Genomic DNA, 13,870 nt, shown 5'->3' on the forward strand with positions numbered 1-13,870 from the left:
AGTAACTGGCACTGAACGCGGCGCGGGCCATTGATAACAGTGTCTACGCAGCCGCGGTGTGCCAGGCTCCGCCGGTATCGGTGTACCGGAGCATGCTGGTGGCTCCGCTGGGGGTGGTTGAGGCTGACCTCGGATTGTTGCCGGGCGTCCGGGCAGTGGATGTCTCGCTGGAGACGGTGGGCCGGGTGCGAGAATCATTCCCGAGGTTCCGGCAGCGGCGGCTTTACGGCTGAAGCGGACAGTGTCTCCCCGATGCCTTGACTTCATATCACCAGCGGCCTGCCACCCGACCCTCGGATTCAGCTTCTCTCGCATACACGACAGAGTGGGACCCGGGTAGACACGCTTGTTTTGGTCGAGGCCAGCCATAAGTGCGGAAGTAATATGGATCCCTGTGGGCGTCGGGCGGTGTTGTAAAACGTAGACTTGACATATTTTCGGCCAGGAGAGTAGTCCCACTATCTGGACGCTGTGGGCGATGGTCAGGATGGGTGGCAATGAGGCGATGTTTTACAGTTGATCTTGTAAAGACGGATCGAAACGGCAACTTGTCCCGTCTGTACAGCGAGGACCTTGTGCCGGTCGCGCACATGCTTCGTTGCTTGCGGCTGTTGGATGGTCTTGACAATGATTTCCTCGGAGAAATAATCTGGCTGCCGTTTCCTAAGGATTCCGAGGGGTCCTGGATTTTTTTCCCTCTCGACTTCGCTGTCCTATCGATATTTCGTCGAGAACCTGAGGTTTTTGTTTTTGGTCAATGGGATCCAGGTATGCCCGAGATGTGGGACAGTCAGTTAGGCTACGGTGCGCTAAAGGTGGTGCGGGTAGTGAGTAGGGAGAAGAGCAGATCCCTCATAGAAGCTTCAAGAGCATCCAACGAAGGTGATCTGGAGTTGCCGAAGGAGTTAGGTGATTAGTATCCGTAAAAGACATGCAACCGAGCTCTTTTGGATATTTTTGCTCCCGATCGCCGGGGGAATTAGTGCATTCCTCATGATTGCTCAAGGGGCGTTAAGGCCTTCCAGCGAGGTTCTCTCTGCCTTCTATGGAGTGGCGTTACAGGTCTTGGCAACCGGTCTCGTCGCTTTCGCTTTGATTTCTATGTTCCCAGCGAAAGTAGGCCATATGCTGCTGCGTCCCCTCAGCTTGGGTGCCCTGAGTTGGCTGACGCTCGGTGTAATGGCCTCTATTGCTGGTGCGCTAGATTTGGAACTTGGCTCATTCGGTCCGGTTCTCTTAGCTGCGACCCTCAGTTCCCTGCTCGTGTTTCTTACTATTGTTTTGCGAGTGGCTGTAAAAAACATCAGAAGCCAGAGCCGGGAGGCCGAGATACAACTCGCTAAAGGACCCGCAACTAAGTCTCTTGACTCTTGAAACAAAGAGGAACTTAGAGTGAGGTCACTCCTTCTGTAGGGCCAGTGAAGCAGCATCTCGGCCCTTTTGAACCTCTTCGAGTTCTCCGGTTGCGGAAATTACCGCTCCGTGGAGACCTGCCGTGAAAAGTTTCCTAAACTCCTCGGGGTCATCTCGGCTAAAGTGCACCACAAAGTTGCGGTTGATCTTCTCAACCAGTGTCTGTGTGTTAAGCACTGCGCACCGAACTTGCTGACGCTCAAAGGGCCAGTCCTGTAGGTCTCTTGAACTCATCAGAGCTGATGCAAAAGGAGCTCGAACATGAGCGAGTTCCAGCAACTCTTTATACAAATTAAGACGAACTAACTCGTTATTCATGGTGGCGATTGTCTGCTGCCAACTTTCGGTGGCCACGCTCCTCGGATTTCGATTAGTGGCTGCTTCAACGGCCTGCCGTGTGACAGTGTCACTGATTCGATCGACTTCTGTGTAAGCGTAATTCTTCACCCACGATTGGAGCGCTGTCAGAGAAATATCATGGAGCGGTTGGATTTCCTCATCTCGACTTTGGGAGGATGCCAAGGCATCGCGAAGCGCATCCTTCACGTCCAAGGTCCGGCCTTCTGCGCGAGCGTCTTGTGCCTCGTGACGGCTCTTGACGAACTCCTCGCTGGTGGAAACGAGAATGGCCTCCGCCTGCCTCTGATCGACTGGCATAAGGGTTGCGACTGGACGACCATGCCTGGTAATCACCATCGGCTCACCGCCGAGCTCTATCTTGTCGAAGATGTCCCGAGCGTTTCGCTGAAGATCGCGAATGCTAAGCATAGCCATGATAGCCTCCCGTCTGACAAGTGTCTGACATCATATCAGCATTATCAACTGATCGGCACTGAACGGCTTGTGAAGCTGTGTCTCTCGACAGCAAGAGGACCTGTTTCGGCTCGCAAGCTCGAACGCAGTGGTCGGCATCCCCTGTGAAAGGACCCAGTGATCAGGCACTAAAAAAGAACCTCCTGCTCGCTCCGATGAGATCGCCGCCAGTCACATTGTGGCCTTTGTTAACGGAAACACATAGCCTGGCCCAGTGCCGAACTTTCAAGGGGAAGAGTCAGAAGAGCGGCTGCACGAAGGATTATACGAAGTTCTCAACACAGATGGGCTCAAGCGCTTATTAGACACCAAGCCGAACCTGCAGCCGTTTTTTGCGGAAATTGAGGATGAAGACTCTCCAGAAGTCCTCTCCCGTTATGTAGCGGATGCTGTTCGGAAAGCCCTCACCGCAGCCAAGCCAACCGACAGGGTTGCCCTAGCAAACCGACTTCTCCACGAGTTACATGGTGGCGATCACATTATTTCAGGCCCCACCCTGCTTCAGTCCCTCTACCGACCTGACGCTCTGAAACGCCGGCAGCTGCGCCGCCCCAACACCAAACTGAGCGATTCCGCTTTGCTGACTAACAGCAAGGAGGACCCCAATCTCGCCGCCGAGCTTCGGGCCGAGATGGAGTCCGCTGACACGGTGGACCTTCTCTGCGCCTTTGTCCGCTGGACTGGCCTTAGGCTTCTGGAACCTGCCCTTGAGCAGCTCCGAGAGCGCGGCGCCAAACTCCGAGTCATCACCACCACCTATATGGGTGCCACCGAACGCCGCGCCATTGACGAGCTCGTCAACAGGTACGGGGCCGAGGTGAAGATCAGCTACGAAACCCAGGCCACAAGGCTGCATGCCAAAGCCTGGCTGTTCCGCCGCAACACGGGTTTCGATACTGCCTACGTCGGCAGCTCTAATCTGAGCCAGGCTGCACTCCTGGACGGGCTGGAATGGAACGTCCGGCTTAGTTCCGTCGCAACACCCGCCCTCCTGCAGAAGTTTGAGGTCACCTTTGACAGCTACTGGGAGCAGCGGGCTTTCCAGAGCTATGACCCGGAGCGCGACGGCGAAAAGCTGGACGCTGCGTTGGAACGGAACGGCGGCCGTCGCACAGCGGCGCCGGATGCAACTACTGGGCTTGAGATTCAGCCGTTCCTCCATCAGGAGGAAATGCTGGAGGATCTGGAAGCAGAGCGCCTCAAGGGCTTCAACCAGAATCTCCTGGTCGCTGCCACGGGCACCGGCAAAACGGTTATCGCCGCTCTGGACTACAAACGGCTAAGCGAAACTGCCGGCCGCGACCTCAAACTACTCTTCGTCGCCCATCGTCAGGAGATTCTCAAGCAGGCGATGCGCACCTACCGTGACGTCATGCAGGACGGCGCCTTCGGTGAGCTCTACGTGGGGGACCACAAGCCGCAGGAGTGGAAGCACATCTTCGCGTCCGTCCAGTCGCTGTCTTCCCTCGGCATCGAGCAGCTGGAGCCAGACTTCTTCGACGTCGTCGTCATCGATGAGTTCCACCACGTCATGGCGCCCACGTACCGCCGCCTGCTGGACCATCTGAAACCGCAGCAGCTGCTAGGACTCACAGCGACCCCGGAACGTGGCGACGGCGTCGACGTCGCCAAGCAGTTCTTCGATGGCCGGACCGCCAGTGAGCTTAGGCTCTGGGACGCCCTGGACGCTGACCTGCTGGTGCCGTTCCACTACTTCGGCGTCTCCGACGACGTCGACCTGAGCCAGTTGGAATGGAAACGCGGCAACTATGACACCACCCAGCTGAGCGCCCTCTACACCGGAAACGATGCCCGCGCCGCCAAAGTGATCCGCGAACTCCGAGACAAGGTCACCAGCACCGGCCAGATGCGTGCCATCGGCTTCTGTGTCTCGGTGCAGCACGCCCGCTACATGGCCGAGGTGTTCAACCGCGCCGGCATTGCCTCCGTCGCCGTCGACGGCACCACTGACAATACAGACCGCGAGGAAGCCCTCCGGCGCCTGGGAAAGCGGGAGATCAACTGCATCTTCGCCGTCGACCTATTCAACGAAGGCCTGGACCTGCCGCAGGTGGACACCATCCTGCTGCTCCGGCCCACGCAGAGCGCCACCGTCTTCCTCCAGCAGCTGGGACGCGGACTGCGCCGTGCCGAGGGCAAGGCGGTGCTGACGGTCCTGGACTTCATCGGCCAGCAGCGCCGTGAGTTCCGCTTTGATCTGCGCTACCGGGCACTGACCGGCTACGGCCGCAAGGAACTGGAGAAGGCCGTCGAGGACGAATTCCCGTACCTGCCGTCCGGCTCGCAGATCGTATTGGACCGGGTGGCGCAGAAGGTGGTCCTGGACAACATCAAGGCACAGTTGCGGTTCAACCGGGCACAGCTGGTCCGGGACATTGCCTCGTACGCCGAGACCGAGCTGGAGGCCTATCTGAAGCGGTCGGGGAATGAAGTGAAGACGATCTACCGCTCAACCAGGGACTCATGGACCAGCTACCTCCGACAGGCTGGGCTGATCGAGGGGCTTTCACCCCTTGAGACCGTGCTGCGGGGGAAGATTGAGGAGCTGTCGGACGCGGAGGAGAAGAAGCTGCTGGGCCGCATGGCCGCGCTGATTCACGTGGACGATCCGGAACGTGCGGCCGCCTATTCCATGCTGGTCGCTCCCGACGCGCCCCGCTATGCGGAGCTTGGCATGCGCGAGCAGGCTTTTGCACGCATGCTTTTTTACACGCTGTGGGATGACGGCGGCGGGTTCAGAACGTACGACGACGGACTGGACCACCTGCGGAGCTACCAGTTTGTGTGCCGCGAGATCCGCCAGGTGGTCAAGCTGGGAGTGGCCGCATCGAAACATGCAGCGAAGAGCCTAGGCGCAGGCCTGCAGCACATTCCGCTGCTCTCACATGCCACCTACCGGCGCGAGGAAGTACTGGCGGCGCTGGAGTACGGCTCGCTGGAACAGGGAAAGAACGTGCAGCACCGCGAGGGCGTGGCCTGGTGCCCGGCGACTGCGACAGACGCCTTCTTCGTCACGCTCAACAAGGACGACAAGAAGCACTCGACGACCACGATGTACAAGGACTACGCCATCAGTCCTGAACTGTTCCATTGGGAATCGCAGAACGCTACCTCGCCTGGCAGCCCGACGGGGCGCCGATATCTGGACCCGACATCGTATGGGTCGAAGACTCTGATCTTCACGAGGGATACAGCCGACGACGAGACCGGGCTGACAGTTCCGTACACCTGCCTGGGACAGGTGGACTACGTTCAGCACTCGGGCGAGAGACCGATCGCCATTACTTGGAAGCTACGCCGTCCAATGCCCGCAGATGTATTCGCTACGGCTGCTGCCGTTGCTCAGTAACCGCTCCTCAGATCCTGCAGGCCACATACGCCGCCCTTGTGTTCCATACCCGACGATGCGGCAGGACCGACCTCCGTCGCTACTTGTTTCGCAGAATCGTTACCGTGGGCATGAAGCTAATGTCCCCGACGTCGTAGCCCCCGCGCATGTGGGCGCTCACGTACACCGTCTTCGGATCGTTAACGGAGCTCCCTGGTGCGCGGCGCACAAAGCCTCTGACGGCATGGGCTGCTTTGCCTCCGTAGTTGGAGAAGAACCCCTCGCGGAGTCCCCCAGTGACGAATCCGTCTTCAATGACAACGGGGATCAGCCAATCACTGTGCGGCTTGTACGTGAGGTTACGCTGAGTTTGTGCGGCGCGGTTGTCGAGATAGTTCCGTCCTCGCTGCGCGCTGTCAACAGCGGCTGTTCTCCGGATATGTATACCTTTCCGGAGCTTAAGGGCCGCTTCAGCCATAAACTGTGCATCCTCGCGGTCTGCATTATGCAGCTGCGCTCCGCGAGCGACGGATATTACACGGCCCCGGAGCGGAACATATTGTCCCCGTTCAATTCCGAAAACCCAGTCAGCCATGGCGGCAAACGTTACAGTTGCCAGCTTGCTGCCATTCCCTTCCACATGCCAGAACATGAATCGGCTTTTACCCAGATCTGTGAGCACGCCGGTATGCATTGGCCGGAAATTTGCGAGCGCCTTGGTGATTGTGGAGGGCGTTGCAGTTCGGCAATTCTTCCGGGCGGCAGATCGGAGGGTGTTGCTGACTTCGTGATAGGCGAAGAGCCCGAACTTCCCGTGGCATACGAGACGCATCAAGCTTCGGAGGGACGAGCCGGTAATGCGAGTTTTCGTGGTGTTTGCGGGGAGCGAGCGGACAATCTGCTCGTCCAAGCTAAGCACGGCGCCCAGCTCCCGGAATAGGACAGCGTGGTCCTTTGGGGCAAAACCGCCAAGAGTTTGCTGGAGAGCTTCGACTTCGGAAGATCCTTTGCCGATTGTGGTGACCAGAGGGGGTGCTTCGGGTGCCACCTGCAAACCACCCATGATCGACCTGTTGTCTGGGTCCGTCTCCAGAGCCTTCGAACGTGCAACCTGAGCGCGCTGAATACTGATGATGCTGGCCGGTTTCGGTGGAATGAGAGCTCCCCCGGTAACAGGCAAGGTGGTGGTCCTTGTCACGGGGAAGAGCCGCGTGTTGGAAGCGAGGTTGATCGCGGCTGCAGGAATTACCTTGCTAGTCATCTCGCTGGCTATGCGTGCGGGTCTCTCGCCGGTTGTAGCCGACGTACTAATGCGTTTGGGTGCCGACGTCTTTGCAAGGGCCGAGCTTCGGACCGAACCAAGAGCTGGCTCCGCTGGCTGCATCAACTGCGCTCGCCGCGAGGTTAGGACACGTCGCAAATGGTCGGCTTCGACTTCGAATAGCTTAAAGTCATCCCAACCACCTCGAACTGGGATTCCTGCCCGCTTGGCTTCGAGGACCAGCAGAGGAAGGTCTACTTCCAGTTCCGCGGCTACAAACTCAAGAGGTAACGTCGGACGAACCGAGGCCGAGTTCGATGCGTTCCATGTCTCCCGCACGGCTTCTGCTTCGCCGATTGTCAGTCCCGAGGCGAACGTTTTCTTCGGGTACCCCAGCTGACGCAGGATCATGAGGACATCTCGAACCTCGCACCCCACTATCTGGGCGACCTCGTGAGGCGGCAGGAGGCCGCCATCCACACGCGGTTCAGGCGGAATCGTGGTTCTCGGGCGTTGGGAGGGCGGCTTGACCGCCAATGCTTCCTCTTTGAACTTTCGCAGTGCTGCTTGCTGCTCGTCGTCGAGCCTTGCCATCATTCCTCTACTATCTTCTTGCCGTACCGGCTATCTTCTTGCCGTACCGGCGAAAGACTATCTGCATTCTCAGACAATTTCCGAAGCCGCCGGTGAATCGCGTCCCGAAGGCTTGGCCTTTGCACCATGCGTCGAGTGCTTGCGGGATGTGGACTAATGAAGCGGTGACTGAGGCCGCAGATCCAGAGGCTTGATCTCCGCCCCGTCCTTGATCAGTCCCAGCAAGTCGTCCTGCCGGGCCTGACCTAGAGTCAGCCGGTACTTTGCCAGCCCGGCGAGCATGTTCTTGGTCCGCGGTACGTCCCGGCTCAGCGGGTGATCCAGCAGACGGCGCTCGATCTTGTGAGCTCCAGGATGAATCCAATGAGGAGCAAACTCAGTGCTGGCAGTTGCAGGCTGCGCGGCGACATCGGCCGCCGCGACCTCGAACAACGTTCTCCAAGGATCGCTGACTCCAGGCTTCAGCACCGCGGCACCATGGGCGGCTGCCACGTTCTTCCGGACAGCGTGCCCCAGATACCGGTGTACTCGACCCTCACGCTGTTCGAAATCGACAGGGTTCCCAGGAACGTTCCAGTGGATCACGGAGTGTGCCCACCAGTGGAAATCGATGCCTTCCTGCCCCACGGAGGTGGAAGCCAGGACAAATGGCCAGAACGGGCTGTTGAAAGCCCGTCTCACTTCGGGCATACGGTTGCTGTCGCCGTCCTCGGTCTTGCTGTTGCTGTAGCGGACCGCGAAGCGAACACCCATACGCAGATCCTCATGGGAGCCATCGGGGTACTTCGCGAGCATCTGCGCCGGCTTGAGGGTCAGGGCCCGCCGGATGTCGCCCGCCAGCGCCCGCAGCTGTTCTTTGTTGATGGCTTCAGGGCCCTGCTGGCTGCGGAGCTGGAAGACGTACTCGTCCAGCACTGCTTGGAGGTTCCCCGCTTCGCAGTAGCGGAGCACCTTCTGCCAGTAATCGCCTTCAGGGTAAAGCCTGTCCAGCAGCTCGGTGACATCGAGGCGGTTGAACAGCGTCCGGAGTCCGGTCGCCGCAAATATTGCTGACTTCCACAGCTCGGCGCCGTCGAAGTCATCCGAAACAATCCGCCGCAAGGCCCGGTACATGCAGTTGGCCGGAGAGTTGACGGCCAGGTCTTCAATCCCGTCCTCCCAAGCTGGCTTACCGGCGGCTGCCTCCAACATGCGGTCAACGTGGGCTAGGTAAAGGCCCGCCTCGGAACTACCTTCATCATCTAACTCCACGGCTTCGGAAGCTTTACCCTCCGCCTGGATGGACTTGTCCAACTCTCGCAGCTCGGCTGCCGCCAATCTGACATCTGCCCATTCAGCAGGAAGCGCGCCAGGAATGGAGAAATAGGAAGCCCAGGCACCGAGGCGGTTTGAGGGCTCGACGGCGGCACTGCCCACCAATGCGGTACCGGCCGCTGCCGCGGCTTCTCGAACGGCGTTTGCAGCGGCGAGCGATCCATTTCTGGCTGCAGCCTGCAACGGATCGCCAACCAAAGCCAGGGCAGCATGGGGAATGAACAACGCCAGGGTGGACATAGCCTGTGGTTCGCCATCACGGACGCGGAACCGCAGTCGCCCCCGGAATCGCTTCCGGGCTTCCGCCGTGTTCTCGCCGTGCACCGGCGACCCTTCAAGGATCTGTCGCTCCGCTTCATAGGACAGCATGGTTGTGATCGCCGTGGGTGCGGCGTTCCACGCGGAGAAGACCAGCTGTTTAGTGACGGCTGCGCCTGCCTCGGCGAAAGGTCCGGAAGGCTCAACATAGGGGAGCGACGGCGGCATCCACAGCAGCTTCCACCATCCCTGCCCGATTGTGTGGTCCCGCACGGCCCTGAACTTCGCGTTGTCAGTTTCTACGGCGCCATAGCGGCGGTAAGCATCCGCATCGATTGTGGTCAGCGTGGGCAGCACCGGGTCAACGGCTTCGCGGTCGCACTGGATCCGCCCGTCCAGCATCCTCCCCACCTTGTAGTCCGTCAGGAAGTGGGCGAACATCGGCACGGACTTCCAATACTCCATGGGATTGCCCGAGCGGGTGGCGCGGAACAATGAAGAGAGGGATTTGTAGCTGCGAAGGTCAGCAGCCCGGACATCGGTAGGTGCCATCTCGATCACCGACAGCATGTCATCCTTGCCGAGCTGCGGGCGCTCCGTCCGGGCCATAAACATCTTCAGCCGGTCTTCGATCCGCTGAGTCAGCGCATCCTCCGGGACCTGCTTGAGCAGCTGTGTCCGCCGATCGTCCAGATCCGCCTCGAGGCTTTCCATATACCTGGAATCCTCGCTGCTCAGGAACCGCAGGAGCTGTCGGAAGTCCGCGGCGTGATCGTCGCCGTCGGCCTCGTTCGCAGCCGTGTGCGCCTTGTACGGCGTAGCCGATAGCAGGATGAGCTTGGCCCCTTTGTAACTGAGGAATTGCCGGGCGAGCTCCGCCGCGGGATCCTCATCGCTTGGCGCGGTGCCGGGGGAGTAGAGCAGATCGCGGAAGCGCTGAAACTCATCGAGAATGATCAGGTCCGGTTCCAGGCAATCCAGGCCTGCCTGGGCGAGGTCTCCCCGTAGGCCACCGATAATGGCACTCATGCGGGGCCGAACAGCATTAGCTCCATCGCGCGAAGCTTCACGGAGGGCTTTGCGGAACGCGGGCAGATTGCCGCTTTGGTGGGCGATCGTCCGGAAACGGTTCTTTACCGGGACGGAAAAACCACCAGGGAATTGCTCGTGCATGTATTGCACGCGGCGAGAGAATCGCTCGGTGGAGGAGCCGGCGCGAAGAAGCTCAACGGCGTCGGAATGCTGCTCCTCGCTAATGACGCCGAGCTGCGCCAGGATGCGGAATAGCACGGCCCGCTCCCGTGCCTGACCTGTCGCGCCTCCCACGTTGAACGAGGTTCCCGGAGTCAACGAGATGAAGTTGACCCGCTTTCGGGTCCCGGGCGCCGCTGGAGCGTTGAGTTTCGCCAACTCGGTGGGTAGCAGTGTGAGCCGCCCAGACTCGATGATGTCCTTCTGCCCTGTGACGTTCAGCCTGCTAAGGTTCTGCTTTGCCAGGTCAGCATTGGAACAGACGTAGACGACGTCGATCCGGTCCACTCCGGAGTCCCACTGATCAAGCCGCTCAATGGCCTTTGCGATAACCCCGCGGGCCACCATGCTCTTGCCCAGGCCGGTCTCGTCGGCCACCAGGAAGCGGTCCGCCTGCTGGTCGTCCAGGTACAGGCGTTTGAAGACGTGTTCCACGGTCCGGCGCTGGAAGCCGCGGAGGCCGTCCAGTGCAGGCGTTGCGTCAAACCCCATGAAGTTCCCCCATGTCCAGTGCGTCCGTGGCTGCCGTCCACAATGCATGCAGCTGTTGAATCTCCGGATCATCGCCGCGAAGGGCGAGCAGCCGGTCCATGACTACCTTCAAGTCCGGGAACACGTTCAACGCGTCCGGACCAGCCATTGCGCCCACCATCGCCTCGAAGAGCCCGGCGGTCGATCCGTCTCCGAACCCGGAACTCGCGAACCATCCGGTGCCGGTTCCGGAGCCGGGCAGCGCATCCTCGGGCGTGAGGAACAGCAGCAGGAACTGACGGAGCTTCTGCGGATCGTCCAGCTGGCGGGCAACGATCTCGTCCAGTCGCCCATCGGGGTCTGTCCGCAGGCTGCCCTGGATAACTGTGCTCTTGGACAGTCCGGCGCCCGAATCCTCGAGCGTGAGCACCAAGTAAGGGGTCACGTCGGCGAGCGGTATTGCGCGGAAGGAATGTTCCTGCGGACCAGAGGAGGGCTCGACGACGGCGCTTGGCTGGGGGAGCGAGAGTAGCCTTAGCGTCGCGGTGAATTCAGGCCCCGGTGACCAGTCATGCGAGACGGTCACTGTAAAGGCGTTCTTGGGTCCGCCATCGGGCACGGCGTCTAAAAGGAACCGGTGGGCTGCGGCATCCCGCAGCGCGTTCTCCAGCCGGAAGGCTGCTTTGTCTTCCTTCGAGCGGGCCTGACCGCCCGTGCCGTCATAGACCGCAAAGGGAACGTCCTTCATGCTTTCCCGGATTCGTTGGACGCCGAGGCGCTTCTTGGCTCCGCGCATCTCCAGCAGGAATTCAACGTTTTTGGTGAAGCCCGCCTCGGTGGCGTTAGCGGAACCCAGGAGTGCATAGGTGAAGTGGTCGTAGTCGCAGAAGTAGGCCTTCGCGTGTAGACCGGTCAGATCATCGGCAACTCGCTGGATTCCTGATTCGCCCATCTCGCTCAAGCCTGAGTCCGCCGACTCGGGGGTGCCGAGCTCGTCAAAAGCCTGGAAGGACGTCCGGGTGTCCGCCACGGTCTTCTCGCTGAGAAGGTCCAGCTGGTCGCCTCGCGAGTAGACGTAGAGGTTCTCTGTCCAGCGGTCCTGCAGCCGGCCAATCAGCCGGTCGTCCAAAAATGGCGAGACGACCAGCTTGTCGCGTCCCAGGAAGGCTGCGTTCCCCGTTTTGTTGTTCAGCGCGATGAAGTTCTCTGGGTCTCGGAGGTGGGCCACGATCGAGCCCTGTTCGAAGTCTTCTCCCATGCCCATCGGACGGAACGCCAGACGGTGGATGTCCTCGGGCAGGTCCCAGCGGACGTTCGCCAGGCGGGAGGCGAGGCCGCGCACCCTGGCCAGCCGGTCGGCGTCGGGCTTTACTGTGCAGAGGCTGGGGAGCCCGGCGATGAACCGCGCAAGAGGCCCGCTGTCCGGGCCGACGTCGTCGACGTCCTGCACTGGTTCGCCGTCCAGCCGGACGAGGAGATCCCAGCTGGCGTCGGTGGTGAGGTTGCGGCTGCTGCACAGGAAGCGGTACCGGCGCTCGCCGTCGTTCTCGAATTCGAGGAGCCAGACCTTGGGGTGGAACAGGCCGCTTTTGACGCTGACCTGGTGGACCATGGGTTCCAGTAGTGCGAGCAGATCGGAGGCGTCCGAAGGTGCCTTGATGTGGCCGGCCTGGCAGAAGATGTCTACACGGTCGGAGACTTTACGCAGGGCACTGAGAACTGCCACCGCGTTCGTGAATTCTTCTCCCGAACCGGCGACGAAGCTCAGCGGCACCGACAGCGCGCTGGTCATGTCCAAAGTGAAGGTGGTACCCACTGCGTGGACGAGCCGGAATCCGGCTGGCGGGCGCAGTTGCTGGGTGAGTGCCTGCCTGTTTGCTGGATTAAGCATTTGCCTGCCCTTCCCTTGCCAGCCCGGCGTGGATATCCAGTACGTTCCGGCGGACTTGAGTCCAGCGGAAGGTCAGCGACGCGACCTGGGTCGGGGGTTGCCATGAACGGAGCCGGCGTTCGTTGCGAAAGCGTGAGTTGGACTTCTTCATCAGCTTTTCCCGGGTTTCGACCACGGCGCGGAAGTCTGCGTTGTGGATCAGCTTTTCTGCGCTGACCGCGGCGGCGAGCATTGCTCGAGCGAAGTCCGCAGTGTTGCTGTTAATGCCTTTGTTCAGGGTTTTGGCACGGCCGAGGTAATCCTCGATGTCCCAGTTGGCGAGGAGTTCTCGTTTGTTTTCGCGTCGGTTTTCCCACGCCTCGAGGAGTTTCTGGGGTGGCTCCAAAGTGTCGACCTCGTTGGGGAAGGTCTTTCCTGATAGCTCGGCAAGAAGGTGCTGATAAAGGATAGTCGCGCCGTTGTGGATGAAAGAGAATACTTCAGCATCTTCAAGCCACTTGGCGGGTTCGCCCTCGGTGCTGCGGCACGCCGGGTCAACCCAAGGTGCCCATGACTTTGGTTCAGGACTGATCGCGGAACCGACGACGTGAGCCAGCATTGTGCCCGGGCAGGTGGTAAGGATTCGCTCCTGGAGCCAACGAGCTTCGTCGTGGGACAGCGTCAGCCCGTTCTCCTCGGACTGCGGAAAGCCTTCCGGAGGTTTTGGCAGGCTTGGATCCCAGATGTAGTAGACGTTTTCGCCTTCCTCGGGGGAAGGCGTCTCTGCGCACATCAGCTGGGCGACGGCGGAGCGATCCGTCTCTGGGTTGACGATCCCGTATCGGCGAAGCGCCGACCAGTAAGCCGCAGACGGAAGTTGCTGCACCTTTTGGCCCGCGTCGCGGCCGATGAAGCTCTCCACGCCGATTTCCTTGAACCGACCGATGAGCTGCCGCTCTGATTCCTCTGAGCGCTTCCAGAGGTCTTCCGGATTCTTCGTTCCGCGCTGCGCTGTTTGGTACGCCCACGGGACAAGGAGCATGTAGCGCGCGCCGAGGTGCAGGACGGAGGTGCCGGGGAACAGGCTGTTGCTGATCACGTCCCGCAGTTGGCCCATGCCGAGATCGTCCGTAGTTTCCGGCGTGCCGAAGAGCTTGACGAGCTCGCGCATCTTCGAGTTTTCCTCAGTGGATGCATCGAGCCAAGAGATCAGGGACGTCATGGTGCTGAGGACTCGCTTCTGCGCTGGTGCCGAACAAATGCAGTGGTGGCACTT

The 13,870-nt window shown here is 60.2% G+C and carries 8 protein-coding genes; 3 read left to right on the forward strand and 5 right to left on the reverse strand.

The window, feature by feature from the left end; genetic code table 11:
- Nucleotides 1-56: 56 nt before the first annotated feature.
- Together AC3IMC_RS05975 and AC3IMC_RS05980 are read left to right on the forward strand one after the other, a co-directional pair.
- Entirely contained in the window at nucleotides 57-233 is a 177-nt protein-coding gene (locus tag AC3IMC_RS05975; RefSeq protein WP_490917481.1) for a hypothetical protein, read from the forward strand.
- Nucleotides 234-909: 676 nt separating this feature from the next.
- Nucleotides 910-1,374: a hypothetical protein gene (locus AC3IMC_RS05980; RefSeq protein WP_490917482.1), complete on the forward strand. Its 465-nt coding sequence runs from the start codon at nucleotides 910-912 to the stop codon at nucleotides 1,372-1,374.
- Nucleotides 1,375-1,398: 24 nt separating this feature from the next.
- Here the strand turns inward: AC3IMC_RS05980 and AC3IMC_RS05985 are convergent, their stop codons facing one another.
- The gene (locus AC3IMC_RS05985; RefSeq protein WP_490917483.1) at nucleotides 1,399-2,187 is read right to left on the reverse strand and encodes a type II toxin-antitoxin system Phd/YefM family antitoxin; all 789 of its coding nucleotides are present in this window, start codon (nucleotides 2,185-2,187) and stop codon (nucleotides 1,399-1,401) included.
- 289 nt (nucleotides 2,188-2,476) lie between these two features.
- Between AC3IMC_RS05985 and AC3IMC_RS05990 the strand changes: the two genes are divergently transcribed.
- Entirely contained in the window at nucleotides 2,477-5,596 is a 3,120-nt protein-coding gene (locus AC3IMC_RS05990) for a DEAD/DEAH box helicase (RefSeq protein WP_490917711.1), read from the forward strand.
- A 79-nt stretch (nucleotides 5,597-5,675) separates the two neighbouring features.
- Here AC3IMC_RS05990 and AC3IMC_RS05995 read toward each other — a convergent pair whose 3' ends face one another.
- From AC3IMC_RS05995 to AC3IMC_RS06010, 4 genes are all read right to left on the reverse strand, one after another.
- Nucleotides 5,676-7,433, reverse strand: coding sequence for a hypothetical protein (locus AC3IMC_RS05995; protein ID WP_490917484.1), 1,758 nt, complete (start codon nucleotides 7,431-7,433; stop codon nucleotides 5,676-5,678).
- 150 nt (nucleotides 7,434-7,583) lie between these two features.
- Nucleotides 7,584-10,688: a helicase C-terminal domain-containing protein gene (locus AC3IMC_RS06000; RefSeq protein ID WP_490917485.1), complete on the reverse strand. Its 3,105-nt coding sequence runs from the start codon at nucleotides 10,686-10,688 to the stop codon at nucleotides 7,584-7,586.
- 46 nt (nucleotides 10,689-10,734) lie between these two features.
- The gene (locus AC3IMC_RS06005; RefSeq protein ID WP_490917486.1) at nucleotides 10,735-12,615 is read right to left on the reverse strand and encodes a phospholipase D family protein; all 1,881 of its coding nucleotides are present in this window, start codon (nucleotides 12,613-12,615) and stop codon (nucleotides 10,735-10,737) included.
- On the reverse strand, nucleotides 12,608-13,816 hold the full coding sequence (locus AC3IMC_RS06010) for a DUF6361 family protein (RefSeq protein ID WP_490917487.1): 1,209 nt from the start codon (nucleotides 13,814-13,816) through the stop codon (nucleotides 12,608-12,610). Before AC3IMC_RS06010 ends, AC3IMC_RS06005 begins: the two co-directional genes overlap by 8 nt.
- Nucleotides 13,817-13,870 lie beyond the last annotated feature (54 nt).

It is taken from the genome of Arthrobacter sp. E70 (genome assembly GCF_058266945.1).

Excerpts from the sequence above, each read along its gene's own strand:
- AC3IMC_RS05985 (WP_490917483.1), bottom strand. The coding sequence starts at position 2,187 with ATGGCTATGCTTAGCATTCGCGATCTTCAGCGAAACGCTCGGGACATC.
- AC3IMC_RS05995 (WP_490917484.1), bottom strand. The coding sequence starts at position 7,433 with ATGATGGCAAGGCTCGACGACGAGCAGCAAGCAGCACTGCGAAAGTTC.
- AC3IMC_RS06005 (WP_490917486.1), bottom strand. The coding sequence starts at position 12,615 with ATGCTTAATCCAGCAAACAGGCAGGCACTCACCCAGCAACTGCGCCCG.
- AC3IMC_RS06010 (WP_490917487.1), bottom strand. The coding sequence starts at position 13,816 with ATGACGTCCCTGATCTCTTGGCTCGATGCATCCACTGAGGAAAACTCG.